Here is a 21,139-nt window from a genome sequence, read left to right on the forward strand (position 1 = left end):
GACGGGGGACCCCGGGCCGCTCAGGTTCTGCCGCCGGACTTCCGGCCGCGTCGCCTGGGGGAGCCATGTCAGCAGGATCAGATTTCAGGGCACTGCGAGGGTTCGCGGTGTGGCTGTGGGCGTGTGTGCTGGTGAGCACTGGCGAGGCCCGGGCGCAGGCTCCTTCCGACGTCGGGCAATGGACGCACCTGGGCACCTGGCCCATCTCCGCCACCCACGCCAACCTCCTTCCCAACGGCAAGGTGTTCGTCTTCGGAGAGTTCGACGAGGGCGAGGGGCCGCCGGTGCTGTGGGACCCGGCCACCGGCACGCGGACGCAGGCACCGGCGCCCGACTACAACATCTTCTGCTCCGGACACTCGTTCCTCGCGGACGGGCGCCTGCTGGTGACGGGAGGGCACACGGAGTCGCACGTGGGGCTGTCACACACGAGCATCTACGACGCGGCCACCAACACGTGGTCCCGCGGCCCCGACATGAACGACCACCGCTGGTACCCCACCAACACCACGCTGCCCAACGGGGACGTGGCCATCCTCGCCGGTGAGACGCACGGGTCGGGGATGAACAACCAGCTCGTGCAGGTGTACCAACCGGGCGGCCCGGACAGCGGCGCCGCGCACACGCTGCGAGACCTGTCCACCGCGGTGAGGGATTTGCCCTACTACCCGCGCATGTTCGTGGCGCCCAACGGCAAGCTCTTCTTCGCGTCCCCGCGGCGCACCACGATGTTCCTGGACTGGCACGGCACGGGCACCTGGTGGGAGTACGGCCGCAGCCTCTTCGGGGGCCGCAGCTACGGCCCGGCGGTGTACTTCGACGGGAAGGTGATGATTCTCGGCGGCGGCGACCCGCCCACGGCCACCGCGGAAATCATCGACCTCAACCAGCCGAAGCCCGTGTGGCGCTACACCGCGTCCATGTCGCTGCCCCGGCGGCAGGGCAACGCCACCATGCTCCCCGACGGCACGGTGCTCGTCACCGGGGGCACCAGCGCCAGCGGCTTCAACACCGCGTCCGGCGCGGTGAAGTACGCGGAGGTCTACAACCCCGCGCTGGACAAGTGGACGAAGCTGGCCTCCGCGAGCGACTTCCACGGCTACCACGCCACGACGCTGCTCTTGCCGGACGGGCGCGTGCTGCACGGCGGCGGCCGCAACGTGCGCACCATGGAGGTCTTCTCGCCGCCCTACCTCTTCAAGGGCGCGCGTCCCACGCTCACCTCGGCGCCGGGCCTCGTCGAGCCGGGCAAGCGCTTCAGCGTCTCCACACCGCAGGCGGCGTCCATCCGCAAGGTGACGCTCATCGGCCTGGGGGCGCCCACGCACGCCATGGACCAGGGACAGCGCTTCCTCACCCTGGGCTTCACCGCGACGGCGGGCGGGCTCACCGTCACCGCGCCCGCCACCAACGTGGACGCGCCGCCGGGGCCGTACCTGCTCTTCCTCGTGGACGACCGGGGCGTGCCCTCGGTGGGGAAGGTGGTGATGGTGCCGCCGGTGGCGCCGAAGGCGCGGCGCCTCGTGTCCTTCAGCGACGAGTGGAGGTACGACGACCGCGGCGTGGACCCGGGCTCGGGCTGGCGGCACCGGGACTACGACGACTCGGCGTGGCAGTCCGGGGCGGGACAGCTCGGCTACGGGGATGGTGACGAGGGCACGCTCTTGACACGCACGTCGCCGGCCCAGCCCTCGGTGTACTTCCGCAGGCACGTCACGCTCGACAAGCCCGTCACCCGCGCGCAGCTGGAGGTGCTCTACGACGACGGCATCGGCGTGTGGGTCAACGGCGTGTCCGTCTTCACCAGGAACCTGGGCAACGGGGTGGACTTCGGCGCGCATGCCTCGGCGTCGGTGAGCAACGAGTACGAGCGGGCCGCGGTGCCGCTGTCGGGCACCCCCTTCGTGGTGGGGGACAACGTCATCTCGGTGATGGTGAAGCAGGTGAGTGGCGCGTCCGACGACCTCACCTTCGCGCTGGGCCTGGAGGCGGAGCTGAGCGACGACGGGCCCCCGCCGGACACGCTCACGCTGGTGTCCCCCAACGGAGGCGAGGTGCTCATCGTCGGCACCTCCGCCACCCTCCGGTGGAACACCAGCGGCAACGTGTCCGCCGTGGACCTGGCCCTGTCGCGGGACGGCGGCGCCAGCTGGGCCCCCATCGCCTCCGGGGTGGTGAACACCGGCGCGTACACGTGGCAGGTGCCGAACCCGCCGACGACGCAGGCGCTGGTGCGCGTGTCCCGCGCCGGGGGCGGCGCCCCCGTGGACGTGAGCAACGCCGTCTTCTCCATCTCCACCGTGCGACGTGACACGCCCATCCCCTGGCGCTCCACCTGGAGGTTCCGCGACAACGGGCAGGACCCGGGGGCGACGTGGACGTCGGCGGGGTACAACGACAGCGCCTGGCTGTCCGGCGCGGGCCAGCTCGGCTATGGCGAAGGGGACGAGACGACGATGCTCACGCGCACCATTCCGTCGCAGACGAGCGTCTACTTCCGCAAGAAGCTCACCGTGTCCGGCACCGTGACGAGCGCCACGCTGAGCGTGCTCTACGACGACGGCATCGTGGTGTACGTCAACGGAGCGCCGGTCCTCTACCGCAACGTGGATGCAAATGCCACCGCGCACGCGAAGTACGCCAACGCGGGCTCGGACAACGCCAGCGCCACGGTGGCGCTGGCGCCGGGCGTCTTCGTGCAGGGGGAGAACACCGTCGCCGTCATGGTGAAGCAGGTGGGCGCCACCTCGCCCGACCTGTCCTTCGACCTGTCGCTGGAGCTGGGAATCAGCGGGCTGTCGCCACCGCAGGAGCGGTGATGGCCGCCGCGCGCTTCAGGTCCCGCTCCAGCTCGAGCAGCCGGGCCTCGCGCTGGCCGGGCGTGGTGAAGGCGATGCCGGCGATGGACTCCTGGGCGGCGCGGGCGATGCGCGCCACGCCGTCCCGGGAGATGACGCCCACCTGGAAGGCCTCCACCGCGGCGCCCACGTAGGTGTCGAAGAAGTAGATGCGCTTCGCCCGCCAGGCCTGGCGCGTGGCCTCCGGGGTGTCCACCACGTCGTGGATGAACACGGCGTGCACCGCGTTCGGAGCCGCCGCGAGCATCCGGTCTCCGAACTCCACGTCGCCCTGGCCGCTGTCGCCCACGAAGACGAAGCCGTACTCGGGGAAGACGCGCAGGTAGCGCTGGAAGTTGTCGAACTTCTTGTCGGCGATGCGCGAGTTGCCCACGAGGTGGGCGAAGCTGCCGGAGAGCACGGCGGGCGGAGGCACGCCGCGCTCGCGCAGGGTGTCCAGCGTCATGTTCTCCACCACGCCCAGCGCGTCCATGGGGCGCGCGGTGACGAAGGTGAGGTCGCCGTCGCGGCCGGCGATGATGCCGGGGCCCCGGTCCAGCTCGGCGTAGAAGCCGAGCACGCCCGGGTACACCGTCTTCGACGGGTACCGCTTGTCCTTGAGGTTCGCGTAGAAGGTGTCGTCGATGTCGCTGAGGACCTTGTTCTCCCCGCTGGGCGTGGCCTCCGCCTCGCGGCGGATGTGGGTGAGGATTTCCTCGCGCACGCCCGGGTCGTCCACGTCGTCGAAGAGGAGCTTCTCCAAATCCTGGTGGTTGCCGCCCGCGTCGAGCAGGTTCTTGAAGGCCGTCAGCTCGCGGCCGCGCAGCCCGAGGAACAAGTCACGGACGCGGCGCTCGGCCTCCAGGTGGGTGGCGCCCGCCTGGAGCGCCGTCACCAGGCTGGCGCGCGCGGGAAGGGACAGCTCGGAGGCCCGCTGGACGCACAGGAGCTCCAGCAGGGCGGTCTGGTTGTCCGGGCCGATGACGCGGTCGTCCATGTCACCGAGGAGCGCTTCCAGGTCCAGGTTGCTCAGCAGGAAGTTGAGCTCCGCGGCGGTGGCCCCGGTGAGCAGCTCCAGGATGCGGCGCTCCTCGGCCGTGTCGGTGTGGCCGGCCATGAGGGTGCGCAGCGTCTCCAGCTTCTTCGTCGCGGCAGTCAGGTCCATGGTTCTTCCCCCCGGCCCGGCGAGCGGTGCCCCGAGCCAACCCCCAGCCTACGCGGGCCGCCTGACGGCGTGGTAGAGGTAGGGCATGTCGACTGTCTCGAACCTCCTGGAGCTGCGCCCGGACGAGGTCCACGTGTGGATTGTCGAGCCGGAGCGCATCGATGACCGGCAGCTGCTGGATGCCTACTGGGGACTGCTGGATGCGAGGGAGCGCGAGAAGCAGCGCCGCTTCCGCTTCGAGCGGCACCAGCGGCAGTACCTGGTGAGTCACGCGCTGGTGCGGCTGACGCTCTCACGCTACGCGCCGGTGGCGCCGGCCGCGTGGACCTTCGCGACCAACGCGTACGGGCGGCCGGAAGTGCAGGGCGAGTGGGGCACGAAGCTGCGCTTCAACCTCTCCCACACCGACGGCATGGCCCTGGTGGCGGTGGGGACGGGTGCGGAGCTGGGCGCGGATGTGGAGGACGCCCAGCGGGAAGGGGAGACGGTGGAAATCGCCGACCACTACTTCGCGCCCACCGAGGTGGCCACGCTGCGCGGCCTGCCCAAGGAGCGCCACCGCGAGCGCTTCTTCGAGTACTGGACGCTGAAGGAGGCCTACATCAAGGCGCGCGGGGCCGGGCTGTCGCTCCCGCTGGAGCAGTTCGCCTTCCACCTGGAGCCGGGGCAGGCGCCGCGCATCTCCTTCGATGCACGGATGCGGGACGAGCCGGAGGCGTGGCAGTTCGTCCAGCTCAAGCCGTCCGAGCGGCACCAGGCGGCGGTGGCCCTGCGGCGGGCGCGGGGCCTGCCGCTGAGCGTGCGCTGGCAATTCACGGTGCCGCTGGCCGGGGACACCACGCCGCCCCGCTACCAGGCGGCGTAGCGCGGCCCGCTCAGGGCGCCGGGGTCATCCACCGCGCGAGGTCCTCGCGCACGGCGGTGAGGATGGCGTCCTGGTGCTGGCGGATGAAGAAGTGGCCGCCGGGGAAGTGACGGACGCGGAAGTCCGCGTTCGAGGTCTCCTCGCGCCACGTCTCCAGCTTGGCCACGGGGACGTGCGCGTCCCCCACGGCGCCCATGGCGGAGATGGGGACGTCCAGCTTCACGGGGTGGTTGCCGTTCTCCCACCAGGCGAGCGCGAAGTCCGCGCGCAGCGTGGGCAGCAGCAGCTCCAGCAGCTCCTTGTGCTGGAGGATTTCCTCCGGCGTGCCGTCGTACTTGCGCAGGTGCGCGATGAACTCGGCCTCGGGCAGGTGGTGGATGGGCTCGCGGTCGTTCTCCCGCGGCGGGCCGGCGGCGGCCAGCATGAGGCCCTTGGGCATGGGGCCGTTGCGCACGTGCAGGCGGCGCGTCAGCTCCAGGGAGATGCGCGAGCCCATGCTGTAGCCGAAGAAGGCGAAGGGCCTGTCGAGCAGCGGCGCCAGCACCGGCAGCAGCGCGTCCACCAGCGCCGGCAGGTTGTCGATGGGCTTCTCCATCAGCCGGCGCTCGCGGCCGGGCAGCTGCACCGCGCACAGCTCCACGCCCACGGGCATGCCGGCGCCCCAGGTGTTGTAGATGGCCGCGCTGCCGCCCGCGAAGGGGAAGCAGAACAGCCGCATGCGCGGGTCGGTCAGCGGCTTGCGCGTCGGGAACCAGCGGTCGGGGCTCTGGGGGGTCGGACTGGGCATGGCTTGAGGCTCTGTCGCACGGGCACGGAAAACGGGTCAAGTCCCCGGCGCCGGCCGCACCATGATGAGCTTCGGGTATGCGCAGCGGAACCCCGCCTTCTCGTAGCTGCGCTGGGACGCGGTGGCGGGCTCCGTCGACGCGGTGGCCACGTCGCAGCCATGCTCGGCTGCCCACGCCAGCCGTGCGTGGATGAGCGCCAGCTGGAGCCCCCGCCCCCGGTAGGGCAGGGGGACCCCATCCCCCGACAGCAGCGCCACCCCGCCCGTCTCGGACACCACGCCCACGCCCCGGGGCTCCCCGTCCACGCACGCCAGGAAGCAGGTGTTGCAGGGCGTGCGCGTCAGGTTGAGGCCGCCCATCAATTCCACCTCCGCCGTCGCGGGGCGCCCCGCGTACGCATGGAAGAAGAGGTCCGCCCAGGTGCGCTCCTCGCCCACGCCCATGGGCCGCACCGTGATGCCCGGAGGCGGCGGAGGGACGACCCCCGGACGGCGCCACCAGACGAGCTGGAAGGACTCCACGGCATACCGGCGCCGCGCCAGCGCCTGGCCCAGGGACGCGTCGCAGAAGGGGTTCAGCTCGATGCGGGCCGCGCCGCCGCCCTGGCCCAGCAGCGCCTCCATCCGGTCCATGTCCTCCTCGCTCACCGCGCCGCCCAGCCCCACGCCCAGCGCCACGGAGAACAGCGCCCGGGGGCCGGTGTAGATGGCCCGCCCCCCCGCCACGTACAGCGAGGGCCGCCCCACGCGGCCGGGCAGGGGCGTCTGGTCCACCTGCTCCGCCTGCGCCTGCTCGATGCGCCACGCCAGCAGGCGGGGCTCCGGGTGCGGCAATGACTCGGCGTCCATGGCCACCTCGGGAGCAGTCTGCCTCAAACCCACACTGCCCGTGAGCCCGGGTCCGCGGCGGCCCACCTGGGACGTCGCCGGCCCGGACCCACTCACCCGATGTATCAAGTGTCGCCGGATATTGGGGGCTGGCAGGGCTGCCGGAGAGCTGTGCTAGTTTGCCGCCTCGTGAGTTACGAGCTGTCACATCTCGAGGCCCTGGAAGCCGAGTCCATCTTCATCATCCGGGAGGTGGCGGCCGAGCTGGATCGGCCCGTCCTTCTGTTCTCCGGAGGGAAGGACTCGGCGGTGATGTTGCACCTGGCGGTGAAGGCGTTCGCGCCGGCACCGCTGCCCTTCCCGCTGATGCACGTGGACACCGGGCATAACTTCCCGGAGGTCCTCCAGTACCGCGACGCACGCGTGGCGGAGCTGGGGGCGCGGCTCATCGTCGCGTCGGTGCAGGAGGCCATCGATGGTGGCCGGGTGGCGGAGGAGAAGGGGCCTCGCGCCTCGCGCAACCGCGCGCAGACGGTGCCCCTGCTGGAGGCCATCGAGAAGCACCAGTTCAACGCCGTGTTCGGCGGCGCCCGGCGCGACGAGGAGAAGGCCCGCGCGAAGGAGCGCGTCTTCTCCTTCCGCGACGAGTTCGGGCAGTGGGACCCGAAGAACCAGCGCCCGGAGCTGTGGAACCTCTACAACGCCCGGCACCGGAGGGGTGAGCACCTGCGCGTGTTCCCCCTGTCCAACTGGACCGAGCTGGACATCTGGCAGTACATCGACCAGGAGAAGGTGGCGCTGCCGTCCATCTACTACAGCCACCGGCGCGAGGTGTTCCGTCGCGACGGCATGCTGATGGCCTGGTCGCCCTTCCTCCAGATGCTGCCCGGAGAGGAAGTCATCACCGCCGAGGTGCGCTTCCGCACCGTGGGCGACATGACCTGCACCGCGTGCGTCGAGTCCTCGGCCACCACCGTGGAGCAGGTCGTCAACGAGATTCGCGCCTCGCGCGTCACCGAGCGCGGCGCCAGCCGCGCCGACGACAAGTTCAGCGAGACGGCGATGGAAGACCGCAAGCGTGAGGGTTACTTCTAGTGGAACTGCTTCGTTTCGCGACCGCGGGCTCCGTCGATGACGGAAAGAGCACCCTCATTGGCCGGCTGCTCTACGACACCAAGTCCATCCTCGAGGACCAGCTGGCCTCGGTGGAGCGCACCAGCCGCGCCCGGGGTGACGAGTACGTCAACCTGGCGCTCCTGCTCGACGGCCTGAAGGCCGAGCGCGAGCAGGGCATCACCATCGACGTGGCGTACCGCTACTTCTCGACGGTGAAGCGCAAGTTCATCATCGCGGACACGCCCGGACACCTGCAGTACACGCGCAACATGGTGACGGGCGCGTCCACGGCGGACCTGGCGCTCATCCTCGTGGACGCGCGCAAGGGCGTGCTGGAGCAGACGCGCCGCCATGCCTTCATCGCGTCGCTCCTGCGGGTGCCGCACCTGGTGTTGTGCGTCAACAAGATGGACCTGGTGGGCTTCGACCAGGCCGTCTTCGACAAGATCCGCGAGGAGTTCCGCCAGTTCTCCATGAAGCTGGACGTGCAGGACCTCACGTTCGTCCCCATCTCCGCGCTGGGCGGGGACAACGTGGTGTCGCGCTCGGACAAGATGCCCTGGTACGAGGGCCCCACGCTCCTGCACCACCTGGAGAACGTGCACATCGCGTCCGACCGGAACCTCATCCACGTGCGCTTCCCGGTCCAGAGCGTCATCCGCCCCATGTCCGCGAAGTACCATGACTACCGCGCCTACGCGGGGCAGGTGCTGGGCGGCGTGCTGCGTCCGGGTGACGAGGTGATGGTGATGCCCTCCGGCTTCACCACGCGCATCCGCGACATCGACCTGGCGGGCAAGAGCCTCACGGAGGCCTTCCCGCCCATGTCCGTCAACGTGTCGCTGGCCGAGGAGCTGGACATCAGCCGCGGCGACATGCTCTGCCGCCCGGGCAACCCGCCCACGTCGGGCCAGGACATCGACGCGATGGTGTGCTGGCTGTCGGAGACCACGACGCTGCAGCCCGGCGCGCGGCTGGCCATCAAGCACACCACGCGCATGGCGCGGGCGAAGATCAACCAGCTGCACTACCGGCTGGACGTGAACACGCTCCACCGGGATGCGGACAGCGCGCAGCTGAAGCTGAACGAGATTGGCCGGGTGACGCTGCGCACCACGGTCCCCCTGTTCTTCGACGAGTACCAGCGCAACCGCCACACCGGCAGCTTCATCCTCATCGACGAGGCGACCAACGCCACGGTGGGCGCCGGGATGATCAACGGCCCCGCGGTTTGAGGTGAATGAAGATGCGGCAGACAACGGGATTCATCCTCTGGCTGACGGGCATGTCCGGCGCGGGCAAGAGCACGCTGTCCCGCGCGCTGCAGGCGCGCATGGACGGGGTGCGGCCGGTGGAGTTGCTGGACGGTGACGAGGTGCGCACCTGGCTGTCGCGCGGCCTGGGCTTCTCGCGGGAGGACCGCGAGGAGAACGTGCGGCGCATCGGCAACGTGGCGCTGCTGCTCGCCAAGCACGACGTGGGCGTCATCGTCGCCGCCATCTCCCCCTACCGGGGCTCGCGCAACGAGGTGCGCCGCATGGCCGAGGCGAAGGGCATCCCCTTCCTCGAGGTCTACATCCAGGCCAGCCTGGACGCGCTCATCGCCCGCGACGTGAAGGGCCTCTACAAGAAGGCGCTCGCCGGGGAGATTCCCCACTTCACCGGCGTGTCGGACCCGTACGAGGCGCCGGAGGCCCCCGAGGCCACCGTGCGCTCGGACGCGGAGTCGGTGGATGCAGGCCTGGAGCGCGTGCTGGACACGCTGCGCGACCGGGGCCTGCTGGCCTCCGCCGTGGCCGCCTGAGGTTTTCTCTCAGGCGTCCAGCGTGAAGGTGGTGGGGCCGCACAGCCGCTGTGCGGCGAGGCCCCGCTCCCGGCACTCCACCAGCAGCCGGTCGGACTCCTTCATGCGAGGAGTCTCCGGCCCCGCGGGCGGGCCGATGATGTGCTCCATCCACGGCTCCAGGCCCATGGCGTAGTTGAAGAGCCGCTTCGCGCCGAGCAGCTCCAGCATCCGCAGGCCCTCGGTGGTGTTGCTGCCCCGGCAGCGGCGGTTCTTCTCCAGCTTCCTGTCGCGCTTCTTGGGGAAGAGCGCCTCCAGCATCCACGTGTGCGGCGCGCCCTCTATCTCCGTGTTCATGAACACGGTGTGCAGCTCGCCCACCGCCTGGCGGAGGTTGCGGTAGAGGGCGTCATCCACGTTGGTGGAGTCCGCGGCGAAGAACAGGCGCTGGTTGCCGGCGCGGACGACCCACGAGGACTTCGCGTGGAGCAGGTCGCCGTGCTCACCCAGGAAGGGCGCGGCGAGGATTTCCCCGTCGGGGATGGGAATGGACTCCAGGGCCTGCGGCTCCAGCACGTTGCGGAAGCCCAGCGAGCGGGCCAGGAGGGGCAGCGAGTAGTCACCCACCAGCAGCCCGCTGGAGCGCGGCACCACCAGCTGGCCGATGCGCTGGCGCAGGCGCAGCAGCGTCTCCACGTCCCAGTGGTCCGGGTGGCTGTGGGTGATGAGCACGTAGTCGATGCGGCGCGGCAGGTCCGTGAAGCAGACGCGCTCCATGCCCCCTTCCACGGGGCGCACCGGAATCACCGCGTCCGTGAGGATGCTCGTCCCCTTCCACTCCACCAGCACGCACGCGTGGCCCACGTAGCGCACGCGCGGCACGGAGCCATTCCAGGGCTCCGGGGGCGGGGGCAGGGGGGCCTCGGACAGCAGCGGCAGCAGCTGTGCGTCGTCCTTCACCGCGGGCCCGAGCAAATCCCGGATCCACGGCAGCGGCTTCGGCTCCAGGTCCAGGCCGAACAGCGCGTCCAGCCGCGCGTCGTGGAAGGGCACCTTCCAGTCGAGCTGCCCCGCCTCGAGCAGGCGCGGCGTCGCCTGGAGGGAGGCGCGGCCGTCGCGCTCCAGCCGCGACAGGCGCAGCGACTGCAGCTCCTGCTTGTGCAGGCGGCCGCGGTACACGAGCCCCTCCAGGAACCGGACGAAGGGGCGGTTGTAGTAGTCGTAGCCCAGCTCCACGAGCCCGCGCAGCGGCTCGGGCACCTTCGCGTAGAGCGGCTCCAGCGACTGGCCCTTCGCCTCCGCCAGGAGCCAGCCCTGGAACTCCTCCAGCGCCTCGGCGAACTGGATGCGGTCCGCCTGGTCCGCCTGCATCCGCTGCAGGAGCGCATTCACCTCGCCGGCGCGCGCGGCGGGGATGCCCACGAAGGACGTGCCGGACAGGGCCGGGTCCTTCGCCGCGCGGGCGTGGAAGTCCGGCCCCTGCAGGTAGTTCTTCAGCAGGGGCACCTGGTACGCGTGCGTGTGGAGGCTGGCGGCCACCGGGGCCACCGTCATCCACCACGCCATCCAGTCCTGAACGAGCGGCTCGACGAGGGTCGAGTCCGCGAGGCGATAGAGGGGTGCTGTCGTCATGGGCGTTCGACGCGGGAGGCTACTTGAGGATGCGCTCCAGCCGCACGTAGGGACGCTCGGCCTGGATGCTCTTCGTCTTGCAGTGCTCCAGGAACTTGTTCGACTCGACGATCTGCGGGGCCTTGTCGTCGTACACGAGGATCATCACGTGGCGCAGCCAGGGCTCCTGGCCCATCGCGTAGACGTAGACCTCCTTGGGGGCCAGGTAGTTGGTGATCTCCGTGGCGCGGGCGCTGTCCGAGCCGTTGAGCCGGCGGGCCTGGTCCATCTTCCGGGGCAGCGGGTTGCTCAGGAGCGGGCCGTACATCCAGCTCATCGGGCCGCCCTCGCACTCCATGCCGAGGAAGAGCACGTCGATGGAGCCGACGATGTCGCGCAGGTGCTGGTACAGGCGCGGCTCAATCGCGTTGGAGTCCGCCGCCATCAGCAGGGACTTGCCGCCCAGCCGGATGAGGTGCGCCGTCTTCGCCTGGATGGCCAGGTCGCTGTGCTCGCCCATGAAGGGCAGGCCGGTGATGGAGCCGCCCGGCACGGGAATCTCCTGCAGGTCGTCGATCTCCACCACGTTCTTGAAGCCGGTGTGGTGCAGCATCAGCCGCAGCGAGGGGTCCGCCAGCGAGTTGCCGTTGTTGCGCGGGACGATGATGGTGCCCACCCGGTGCCGCAGCTGGAGCAGCGTCTCCATCATCAGGTGGTCGGCGTGGCCGTGGGTGAGGACCACGTAGTCGATCTTCTCGGGCAGGTCCGAGTGGGTGAAGCGCGGCAGCTCCGTGGGGAACTCGTAGCTGATGACGGGGTCCGTGAGGATGCTGACGTCCTTCGTCTCCAGCAGCACGCAGGCATGGCCGAAGTAGCGCACCCGCACGCCCTCACCCGTGTAGCGCTCCGCGCGGCGCGGCTCGGCGTCCGTGAAGAGGTTGGCGAAGGCGCCCGCGGCGCTGGGAGACACGCCCAGCATCTCCGCCACCTTGCCCGGAGAGCCGGCGGTGTGGCGCATGCGGAACAGCTCGTCCAGGCCCTCGTGCTTGAAGGGGACCTTCAGCCACAGGGGCGAGTCCTCCTCCAGGCGCGGCGTGCTGAAGATGTACGGGCGCCAGTCGCCGTCCACCATGTTGAGCGTCACGCTCTGCGACGACTCCTGGTAGAACTTGCTGCGGTACAGCAGCGGCTCGATGACGCGGGCGCTGGCGCGGTGGCTCAAGTCATACGTGAGCTCCACGTAGCCGCGCAGCAGGTCCGGCACCTTGGGGTAGAGCGACTCCAGCGAGCCACCGTTGTTGGGCGCCATGAGCTGCTCCAGCTCCGCCATGGCCTTGGTGTACGCCAGCATGTGCGCCTGCTCGCGCTGGGTGCGCTCCAGCAGCTCCTTCACCTGCGGCACGCGCGAGGCCGGGTGGTTGATGAAGGGGCCGCCCATCAGCATGGGGTTCTTCAGCGCCGCGACGTGCACGTCCGGGTTGGCGACGAAGGACTGCATCAGCTTCAGGTGCAGGTTCGTCACGAACAGCGGCGCCGTTGCCGGGGACAGCAGGTACCACCACGTGTACCACTGGTTGTAGAGCGGCTCGATGGCGACGTTCGGCTTCAGGTACATCGGGCGGTCCAGCATTACAGTCTCCGGGCGAGGCTTGATTTTCCGGCGGGGATTGCGAGCAGCGGAGCCCGGTTGATACACGGATTTCCGTCCACACGCACGGGTGGGGGCCCGGGATGACACGGACGGTGAAGGTGCTCCCAGGCATGCCGGTGAAGGTTCCCGCGCGATATGGCGCCGGAGAGGCCGCGTTTCCCCAAGAGATTCCCGGCCATTCACAAGGGGTTGGCGACGGATGAAGACCGCACGCGCGACGTTCCGGGGAGGGCAGGCAGGCGTCCTCCTGGTGCTGCTGGTGACGATGGCCGGGTGCAGCGAGCCGGGACACCTGACGGAGGCGCGCTTCGGCTCGGCGCGCATGGACAAGGAGGTGACGCCGCCCACCGAGCCCTCGGCGCAGCGAGGGGAGCTGCCCATGGACGCGGACAACCCGGACGCCGGGGTGTTGCTGGTCCCGGACAGCTACCAGCCGGACACGCCCGCGGCGCTGGTGGTGCTGCTGCACGGGGCCGGCGGGAATCCGGAGTCCATCCTGACCATCATGCGCGAGGAGGCCAAGGCCAACGGCACGCTGGTGATGGCGCCCAAGTCGGTGGGCTTCACGTGGGACATGATCGAGCGGGGCCACTACAACGTGGACCTGTCCCGCATCAGTCGCGGGCTGGACCGCGTGTTCCGCGAGTACTCCGTGGACCCGGCGCGCGTCTCCATCAGCGGCTTCTCCGACGGTGCCAGCTACGCGCTGTCCGTCGGGCTCACCAACGGTGGGTTCTTCCGCCGCATCGCCGCCTTCTCGCCGGGCTTCGTCGCCGCCTCCGAGCTCCGGGGCAAGCCCACCGTGTTCATGACCCACGGCACCCAGGACCCGGTGCTGCCCATCGACTTCGGAGGCCGCTACATCAACGAGCAGCTCCTGAAGGAGGACTACGTGGTGGACTACCGCGAGTTCGAAGGGCGCCACGCGGTGCCCGTCACCCTGGCGAAGGAGGGCTTCAACTTCCTCACGGCGCCCGCCGCTCCCTGAGCCGTCGGACGGGCACGAAAGCGCGAGGCTACCCATGAAGGCGGCCTTCCGCGCCACTCCGCCCTATCTGGAATGTTCATCTTTCAATGAAGTATCATGCGTCCCCTGCTTCGGGGGAACACATGTATTTCAGGGAAGTTGACCATGTGGAAATGTGGGTGGAGGACGCAGGGGCGGCGGCACGCTTCTATGTGGGGACGTTCGGGTTTCGCGTCGTGGGACGGGCGGAGGCGGGGCGCTCGCTGCTCCTGCAGCAGGGCCACCTGCGGCTGGTGCTCACGGAGGCCTCGGGAGAGGGGCCTGCGGCGGACTTCGTGCGGCGGCATGGGGACGCGGTGCGGGACATCGCGCTGCGCGTGACGGACGTGGAGGCGGCCTTCCGGGACGTGGTGCGCCGGGGCGCGCGGCCGGTGAGCGGGCCCGCGGTGTGCGGCGACGGCGCCGCCCGGGTGACGCGCGCGACGGTGGCGGCGATGGGGGACGTGGTGCACTCCTTCATCCAGCGCGAGTCGCGGGGCGGGCCGGAGGACTTCATGCCCGGGGTGTACCTGCCGGTGACGGAGGGCTTTCCGCTGCCCTCGTTCGAGCCCTTCGCGGCGCTGGACCACCTGGCCATCGCCCTGGAGCCCGGGCAGCTGGAGCCCATGGTGCGCTTCTACCGGGACGTCTTCGGCTTCCACGAGTCGCACGAGGAGAACGTGCGGACGGGGGAGAGCGGGATGAACTCCAAGGTGGTGCAGAACGACAACGGGCGCATCTGCTTCCCGATGATGGAGCCCGCGCGGGACGGCAAGCCGGGGCAGATTGACGACTTCCTGGCGCGCCACGGCGGCCCGGGCGTGCAGCACTTCGCCATGCTGAGCCACGACATCGAGGCGGCCATCCGGGCGCTGCGCACGCGCGGTGTGGATTTCCTGGATATTCCGCCGACGTACTACGAGGTGCTCGAGGAGCGGCTGGGGAGGCTGGACCTGGACGTGGCCCGGACGCGAGACTACGGCATCCTGGTGGACCGTGATGCGTGGGGGCTGCTGTTGCAGGCATTCACCCGCTCCATGCACTCGCGGCGCACCCTCTTCTTCGAAGTCATCCAGCGCAAGGACGCGCGCGGGTTTGGCGGTGCCAACATCCGCGCGTTGTTCGAAGCGGTGGAGCGTGAGCAGGCCCGGAGGCCTTGAACCATGTCGTCCCCGATGAACACCCCTGAGCTTCCCCTGGCGTCCTGGGCGCGGCGGCTGGCGCCGTCCGCCATGCAGGACATGCTGCAGAACATCACCAAGCCCGGCGTCTTCTCCCTGGCGCTGGGGCTGCCGGCCGCGGAGCTGTTCCCCACCGAAGGCATGGGGCAGGCGGCGGCGAGCGTCCTGGCGGAGCAGGGTGGGGCGCTGCAGTACTCGGCCACGCTGCAGCCGTTGCGCGAGCACATCGTCGCGATGATGGCGAAGCGGGGCGTGCGCTGCACGCCGCAGCAGGTGTTCCTGACGACGGGCGCGCAGCAGGGGATGAACCTCCTGGTGCGGCTGATGCTGGAGCCCGGCCAGTCGGTGATGCTGGAGGACCGCGTGTACTCGGGGTTCCAGCAGGTGCTGGAGCCGTACCAGGCGAAGCGGCTGCCGGTGCGGCGGGACGCGCGCACGGGCATCGACCTGGATGCGGTGGAGTCCATGCTGAAGGCGGGCGAGCGGCCGGCGTTCCTGTACACGATGAGCGACGGGCACAACCCGCTGGGCACGGGCCTGGCGCTGGAGGCGCGCGAGCGGCTGGTGAAGCTGGCGCGCGACTACCGGATGCCCGTCATCGAGGACGACGCGTACGGCTTCCTCCAGTACGAGGACACGGTGCTGCCGCCGCTGCGGGCAATGGACGACCAGTGGGTGTTCTACGTGGGCTCGTTCTCGAAGATTCTCGCGCCCGCCCTGCGCGTGGGCTGGGTGGTGGTGCCGGAGCCGATGGTGTTCCGGCTGGCCACGGTGAAGGAGTCGAGCGACATCGACACCGCGACATTCACCCAGCGCATCGTCCTGTCGTTCCTGGACTCGGGGAAGCTGGAGGGGCACCTGGGGCGGCTGCGCACGGAGTACCGGCTGCGGCGCGACGCGCTCCTGAAGGCGCTGGAGACGCACATGCCGAAGGGCGCGACGTGGACGAAGCCCACGAGCGGCATGTTCGTCTGGGTGGAGCTGCCCGAAGGGGCGGACACCACCGCGCTGCTGCCGCGCGCGCTGGAGACGGAGAAGGTGGCGTACCTGCCCGGGCAGGCCTTCTCGGTGCCGGGTGGGCGGTCCGCCGCGCACTGCATGCGGCTGAACTTCAGCAACTGCGAGCCGGCGAGGATTGAAGAGGCCGTGGCGCGGCTGGGCCGGGTGCTGGCGGCGCGGTAGGGAAGGGGACGGGCCGCCCGGCAATGGGCGGCCCCTTCCGGGCGGTGTGATTCCGAGGCCCGTCAGTCCGTCATGAGCTGGCGAAGGCTGACGTCGAGCTGGCTGCCCACGAGGCGCAGCATGCTGTCCAGCTCGTCGGGCGTGAGCCCCAGCCGGGCCGTCAGCTCCTCCCGGGTGAGTGCCAGCAGCTGCTCCCGTGCGCGGACAATCCAGCGCGCCACGGTGGAGCGGGGCGCCTGGAACGTGGCGCCCACCGAGTCGATGGACAGGCCGTGCACGTGGTGCAGCCGCAGCAGGTTGCGCTCCCGGGCGTCCAGCCGGCCCAGCGCGGCGCGGAAGGCCACGCGGAAGTCCTCCTGGTGCCGCTCGCGGATGAAGGCCAGCTCGGGGTCCGCGCCCAGCCGCTCCGCCAGCTCCACCGGGGCCTCCCCCACGGGCTGCTCCCGCGGCGCGGCGCGCTGCTGGTCGATGTGGAGCCGCAGCGCCACCGCCCGCACCCACTGCGCCAGTGGACCGCGCCCGGAATAGGAGGCCAGCTTCGGCGCCGCCCCGTCCACCGGGACGAGCAGCCGCTGGCTCAACACCTGCCGCAGCTCGTCCACGAGGGAGGGGGCCTCGCGCGGCAGCCACGTCCCCACCTGGGACAGCACCTGCGCGTCGAGCGCCTCGAGCGCCCGCGCATCGCCCCGCGTGCAGGCGAAGGCGAGGAAGAGCTCTCCCGCGCGCAGGCTCGCGAGCACCTCGCCCACCTCGCCCGTGGGGGGCAGCCGCTCGGCCACGTGTGCGAGGAAGGCCCCCGCCTCCATGTCCACCCGGGGCCACGCCGCGCGCGCCTGCCGCACCAGGTTCTCGAGCGCTTCCTCCAGGCCCGCATGGGAGCGCAACGCCGGGACGAGCGTCCGCGGCGCCCGCGACAGGAAGGACTCGGTCTGCTCGGACGCCAAGATGCACCTCCACCGACGAGCCCGCCTTCGCGGGCGGGAGTGAGACACGGTGCCAGGCTCAGGGGGAGCCGTGCGTGGACAGCCAGACCTGGACCTCGCGCACCCGGGGCGCGTAGACGGGCGCGCCGCGGGCGTAGGCCTCCATGGCCTCGCGCGCCAGGATGACCGCCCGGTGTCGCTCGCCGCGAGACTGCCAGAGGAGGCGGGCGAGCGCGAAGCTCGCCCGGGCCCGCTCGGGAGGGGCCAGCTCCACCCGCGCGGAGAGCGCCACCGCCCGCTCCAGCGGCTCGCGGGCCTCGCGCAGGTGTCCGCCCTCCAGCAGTGCCTCGCCCAGCAGCCCGAGCGTCTGTGCGACCCGGGGGTGCTCCGCTCCGAGCGCCTGCTCGCGCAACGCCAGCGCCCGCCGCAGGTGGACGAGCGCCGGGCGCACCCTGCGCAGGCGCAGCTCCACGTGCCCCAGGTTGTACAGCGCGCTGGCCACCTTCGGGTGGTTGGGGCCGAGCGTGGCCTCCCACAGCTCGCGCGCCGCCTCGAAGTGGGCGCGCGCATCCACGAGTCTGCCCGAGTCCATCGCCACGAAGCCCAGGTTGTTGCGCGACAGCGCCACGTCCGGGTGCCGGGGGCCGAGCTGCGCTTCCTGGATGGCGAGCGCCTCGAGGTAGTTCGCCTCCGCCTGCGTGAGCTGTCCCAGGTCCGCCCGGGCATTGCCCAGGCTCAGCAATACGTTGGCCACCCGCAGCGGCCCGCCGTCCTCTTCCTTGCGCAGGCTCGCGAGGGCGCGCTCGTAGTGGGGCAGCGCCTCCGCGAGCTGGCCCCGCCGCGAGAGCGCGTCGCCCAGGTTCACCCGTATCCTGCTGGTGCTGGAGTGCTCCGCGCCGAGGAGGCGCTCGCCCAGCGTGAGGGCCTCTTCGTAGCGCGCCACGGCCTCGGCCACCTTCCCCTGGAGGCGCAGCGCGGTGGCCACGTTGTTGAGGTGTGCGGCGCGCAGTGGGTGCTCGCGGCCATACACCGCTTCCACCAACGCCAGGGCGCGCGCATGGTGCTGCTCCGCCTCGGCGTAGCGCCCCAGTGCGTTGAGCGCCAGGCCCATGCCGATGAGCACGTCGGCGAGCGCCACGTCCTTCGGCCCGCGCGCCCGCTCCAGCAATGCGAGCGCCTTGCCGGCGTCGGCGAGCGCCCGCGCGTAGTCTCCCAGCCGGTAGCTGAGGTGGCTGTGGACGCGGCGCAGCTCCGCGGCCACCTCCAGGGAGGCCTCGGGCCCCAGCCGCTCCAGGGCCGCCTCCGCCATGCGCGCGGTGCGCTCGGCCTCCTTCGCCAGGCCCAGGCCCTCGACCTCCGTGTAGAGGAGGCGGTTCCATGCGTGTGCGGCCGTCTCGTCGTCGTGCCCGGCCTCCGCGACGCGCACCGCCTCCTCCAGCGCCTCGCGCGCCGGTGCGAAGCTGCCAGCGGTGCCCCGCATCTCGCCCAGCAGCAGCAGGGCCCGCGCCAGCGTGGGCCGGTGCCCCAGGCCCCGCAGCGCCGTCACCACCGCCTCCAGCCGGGGCAGCGCGCGCGCATGGAACCCGGCCGCGCCCTGCACGCGCAGCCCGTCCAGCTCCCGGCCCAGCGCCGCCAGCCGCTCCCGGGCCTCCGGGCCTTGCGGCAGCGGCTCCACGCGGGCGAGCGCGTCCCGGTCCGCGCACGCGGCCAGGGAGGGGAGCTGCCGCGCGGCCTCGGGCGCACGGGTGAGCGCCTCCGGCTCGCCTTCCTCCAGCAGCTCCACCAGGACGCTCAGCGCCTGGCGCCGGCCATCCAGGCACGCGGCGCGCAGGTCCATCAGTCGCTCGGACTGCGCCTGCCGCACGCGCGTGTCCTCGCAGGACTGACGCTCCTGGGCCACCAGCGCCTGGGCATAGGCGTCCAGCGCCCGCGCGGTGGACGCGAAGGCCTCCCCGGGCGCCGGCAGCGCGCCCTGACGGAAGCGCTGCTCCAGCCGCGCCCGGTGCTCCGCGTCCCAGGTGCCCTCCAGCCGTGCCTCCAGGCCGGTGCACGCCCTGGCGGCGTCACCCCGGGCCAGCGCGAAGCCCACGGCGGCGCTGGCCGCCACGCCGGTGACCAGCGCCGCGGCCGCCTGGCGCCAGCGGCGCGCACGCGGGCCGGACTGGAGCCGGGCCAGCAGCGCGTCCATGGAGGGGTGACGCGAGGCCGGTTCCATGGCCAGTCCGCGCAGCACGGCGTCGCGCACGGCGCCGGGCACGCGCGAGCCGCGGGGCGGAGGCGTCACCCTTCCGTCGCGCAGGGCCCGGGCGCGCTCACCCGCCGTGCCGCCCGCGAAGGGCCGCTGGCCGAAGAGGGCCTCGTACAGCGCGACGCAGAAGCTGAACTGGTCGCTGCGCGCGTCCGCGCGCCCGCCCCGCCACTGCTCCGGGGACATGTACGCGGGGGTGCCCTGCCGCACGCCCGCGAGGGGGTCGCCTTCCCCCGGCGAAGCCTCCGGGGTGGGGCCGTCCCCGGTGCCAGGCTCGACGGGAGCCCGGTGTGCGAGGCCGAAGTCGGTGACTCGCACCTGGCCGTCGTCGCCCAGCAGCACGTTGTCCGGCTTGAAGTCTCGGTGCACCAGCCCCACGGCGTGCGCGGCCGCCAGCCCCTGGCCCGCCTGGAGCATGCGCGCGAGCACCTCGCGCCACGGCCGCGGCGCCTCCGCCAGCCAGTGGCGCAGCGTCCGCCCCCGCACCAGCTCCATGGCGAGGAAGACGGTGTCGCCGTCCAGGCCCACGTCATGGACGATGACGACGTTGGGGTGGGAGAGCCGGGCCAGCGCCTGGGCCTCGCGCACCAGCCGCCCGCGCGCCTCCGCGTCCGCCACCGCTCCGGGCTTGAGCAGCTTGAGCGCCACCTCCCGGTCCAGGTCCGGGTCATACGCGGCGAAGACCACCCCCATGCCCCCCTCGCCCACGCGGCGCAGCAGCACGTAGCGCCCCACGCACGCTCCAGCGCGCGGAGGCGCTCCCGGCTCGGGCGGCGGCGGGGACTCCAGGGCCCGCTGTCCCTCGAGCCCCGCCATCACCGTGCAGCACGCCGCGCACCGGTCCAGGTGCGCCTCCAGCCGGGCCAGGGCGTCCGCGGACAGGCGCCCCTGCTCCCATTCCAGCAACTCGTTCTCGTCAGGACATGGGGTCATGGAAACAGCCCGAAGGCTGGATAGCCTGGGAAACATATCCTACCGCGTCGGGGCCCCGGACGAGCCCGCTGGCCAGGAACCTGGCGTCTTCGCGGCCAGCTCCCGCTCCGCTTTCCAATGGCCACCGGGCGCCTAGACTGGCGCCGTGTCCAGCCCCTCCGAGCAGAGCCCGTCCGACGGTGGCCTCCGCCACCAGTTGCACACCATCATCTTCGAAGCGGACACCCCGGCCGGGAAGGCGTTCGACATCACGCTGCTGTGGGCCATCGTCTTCAGCATCGTCGCGGTGATGCTGGAGAGCGTTGCGCCGCTGCGCGAGCGGTACGGCGCGGTGCTCCGCGGCGCCGAGTGGTTCTTCACGGCGCTGTTCACCGCCGAGTACGTGCTGCGGCTCATCGCCGTCCAGCGGCCCCTGCGCTACATGCGCAGCTTCTTCGGGCTGGTGGACCTGCTGGCCATCCTCCCCACCTTCCTGAGCGTGCTGATTCCCGGCGCCCAGTCGCTGCTGGTGGTGCGGGTGCTGCGGCTGCTGCGCATCTTCCGCGTGCTCAAGCTGGGCCACCTGCTGGGACAGGCGGAAATCCTCATCACCGCGCTGCGCGCCAGCCGGCCGAAAATCACGGTGTTCCTGGGCACGGTGCTCACCATCGTCGTCATCATGGGCGCGGTGATGTACGTGGTGGAGGGCGGAGCGAATGGCTTCGACAGCATCCCCCGCGCCATGTACTGGGCCATCGTCACCGTGACGACGGTGGGCTTCGGCGACATCACACCCAAGACGGTGCTCGGGCAGCTCATCGCCTCGGTGCTGATGGTGATGGGCTACGGCATCATCGCGGTGCCCACCGGCATCGTCTCCGTGGAGCTGGCCGCCGCCACCCGCCATGCGGTCGACACGCGCGCCTGCCTCGGCTGCGGCGTCCAGGGACATGACCTGGACGCATCGCATTGCAAGTTCTGCGGGCACAGCCTCTAGCCCGCGCAGCAACGCACTGCGACGCAGAGAGGAATTGAAATTCACCG

General features: G+C 71.2%; 16 protein-coding genes. 9 read left to right on the forward strand and 7 right to left on the reverse strand.

From position 1 onward, the window contains the following. Positions 1-65: 65 nt before the first annotated feature. Positions 66-2,819: a galactose oxidase-like domain-containing protein gene (locus ACX9TP_RS21065; protein WP_482981513.1), complete on the forward strand. Its 2,754-nt coding sequence runs from the start codon at positions 66-68 to the stop codon at positions 2,817-2,819. On the opposite strand, the gene ACX9TP_RS21070 is transcribed toward ACX9TP_RS21065, so the two are convergent. Then, positions 2,788-4,002 carry a phosphatase domain-containing protein gene (locus ACX9TP_RS21070; RefSeq protein ID WP_482981514.1) on the reverse strand — a complete coding sequence of 405 codons (1,215 nt, stop codon included), beginning with the start codon at positions 4,000-4,002 and terminating at the stop codon, positions 2,788-2,790. The two genes, ACX9TP_RS21065 and ACX9TP_RS21070, sit on opposite strands and share 32 nt — an antisense overlap. 85 nt (positions 4,003-4,087) lie before the next feature. Here ACX9TP_RS21070 and ACX9TP_RS21075 point away from each other — a divergent pair, with 85 nt between their 5' ends. Continuing rightward, a complete protein-coding gene (locus ACX9TP_RS21075; RefSeq protein WP_482981515.1) occupies positions 4,088-4,867 on the forward strand; it encodes a 4'-phosphopantetheinyl transferase family protein in 780 nt (259 codons plus the stop codon). A gap of 10 nt (positions 4,868-4,877) precedes the next feature. On the opposite strand, the gene ACX9TP_RS21080 is transcribed toward ACX9TP_RS21075, so the two are convergent. Both ACX9TP_RS21080 and ACX9TP_RS21085 read right to left on the reverse strand, forming a co-directional pair. Then, on the reverse strand, positions 4,878-5,654 hold the full coding sequence (locus ACX9TP_RS21080) for a thioesterase II family protein (RefSeq protein ID WP_482981516.1): 777 nt from the start codon (positions 5,652-5,654) through the stop codon (positions 4,878-4,880). Between the two features lie 36 nt (positions 5,655-5,690). Beyond that, complete coding sequence (locus tag ACX9TP_RS21085; RefSeq protein WP_482981517.1) at positions 5,691-6,503, reverse strand: GNAT family N-acetyltransferase; 813 nt, start codon at positions 6,501-6,503, stop codon at positions 5,691-5,693. Between the two features lie 168 nt (positions 6,504-6,671). On the opposite strand from ACX9TP_RS21085, the gene cysD reads away from it, so the two are divergent. From cysD to cysC, 3 genes are read left to right on the forward strand one after another with little or no spacing between them, the layout of a single operon-like run. Next, positions 6,672-7,577 carry a sulfate adenylyltransferase subunit CysD gene (cysD, locus tag ACX9TP_RS21090; RefSeq protein WP_482981518.1) on the forward strand — a complete coding sequence of 302 codons (906 nt, stop codon included), beginning with the start codon at positions 6,672-6,674 and terminating at the stop codon, positions 7,575-7,577. Further along, positions 7,577-8,833 carry a sulfate adenylyltransferase subunit 1 gene (locus ACX9TP_RS21095; protein ID WP_482981519.1) on the forward strand — a complete coding sequence of 419 codons (1,257 nt, stop codon included), beginning with the start codon at positions 7,577-7,579 and terminating at the stop codon, positions 8,831-8,833. The genes cysD and ACX9TP_RS21095 overlap by 1 nt, the downstream gene beginning before the upstream one ends. An 11-nt stretch (positions 8,834-8,844) precedes the next feature. Beyond that, positions 8,845-9,402, forward strand: a complete 558-nt coding sequence (gene cysC / locus ACX9TP_RS21100) for an adenylyl-sulfate kinase (protein WP_482981520.1) — start codon at positions 8,845-8,847, stop codon at positions 9,400-9,402. Positions 9,403-9,411: 9 nt separating this feature from the next. Here cysC and ACX9TP_RS21105 read toward each other — a convergent pair whose 3' ends face one another. Both ACX9TP_RS21105 and ACX9TP_RS21110 read right to left on the reverse strand, forming a co-directional pair. Continuing rightward, complete coding sequence (locus ACX9TP_RS21105; RefSeq protein ID WP_482981521.1) at positions 9,412-11,013, reverse strand: MBL fold metallo-hydrolase; 1,602 nt, start codon at positions 11,011-11,013, stop codon at positions 9,412-9,414. Between the two features lie 19 nt (positions 11,014-11,032). Further along, the gene (locus tag ACX9TP_RS21110; protein WP_482981522.1) at positions 11,033-12,622 is read right to left on the reverse strand and encodes an MBL fold metallo-hydrolase; all 1,590 of its coding nucleotides are present in this window, start codon (positions 12,620-12,622) and stop codon (positions 11,033-11,035) included. Between the two features lie 220 nt (positions 12,623-12,842). Here ACX9TP_RS21110 and ACX9TP_RS21115 point away from each other — a divergent pair, with 220 nt between their 5' ends. The 3 genes from ACX9TP_RS21115 (at position 12,843) to ACX9TP_RS21125 (ending at position 16,012) form a co-directional block, all read left to right on the forward strand. Continuing rightward, complete coding sequence (locus tag ACX9TP_RS21115) at positions 12,843-13,631, forward strand: alpha/beta hydrolase (protein WP_482981523.1); 789 nt, start codon at positions 12,843-12,845, stop codon at positions 13,629-13,631. A gap of 158 nt (positions 13,632-13,789) precedes the next feature. Next, on the forward strand, positions 13,790-14,809 hold the full coding sequence (hppD, locus tag ACX9TP_RS21120) for a 4-hydroxyphenylpyruvate dioxygenase (protein ID WP_482981524.1): 1,020 nt from the start codon (positions 13,790-13,792) through the stop codon (positions 14,807-14,809). Between the two features lie 3 nt (positions 14,810-14,812). Next, positions 14,813-16,012 carry an aminotransferase-like domain-containing protein gene (locus ACX9TP_RS21125; protein ID WP_482981525.1) on the forward strand — a complete coding sequence of 400 codons (1,200 nt, stop codon included), beginning with the start codon at positions 14,813-14,815 and terminating at the stop codon, positions 16,010-16,012. Between the two features lie 62 nt (positions 16,013-16,074). Here ACX9TP_RS21125 and ACX9TP_RS21130 read toward each other — a convergent pair whose 3' ends face one another. Both ACX9TP_RS21130 and ACX9TP_RS21135 read right to left on the reverse strand, forming a co-directional pair. Then, positions 16,075-16,956, reverse strand: a complete 882-nt coding sequence (locus ACX9TP_RS21130) for a sigma-70 family RNA polymerase sigma factor (RefSeq protein ID WP_482981526.1) — start codon at positions 16,954-16,956, stop codon at positions 16,075-16,077. A 58-nt stretch (positions 16,957-17,014) separates the two neighbouring features. Further along, positions 17,015-20,116, reverse strand: a complete 3,102-nt coding sequence (locus ACX9TP_RS21135; RefSeq protein WP_482981527.1) for a serine/threonine-protein kinase — start codon at positions 20,114-20,116, stop codon at positions 17,015-17,017. 145 nt (positions 20,117-20,261) lie between these two features. Here ACX9TP_RS21135 and ACX9TP_RS21140 point away from each other — a divergent pair, with 145 nt between their 5' ends. Continuing rightward, positions 20,262-21,092, forward strand: coding sequence for an ion transporter (locus ACX9TP_RS21140; RefSeq protein WP_482981528.1), 831 nt, complete (start codon positions 20,262-20,264; stop codon positions 21,090-21,092). Positions 21,093-21,139 lie beyond the last annotated feature (47 nt).

The sequence above is a fragment of the Pyxidicoccus sp. M15 genome (assembly GCF_056858435.1).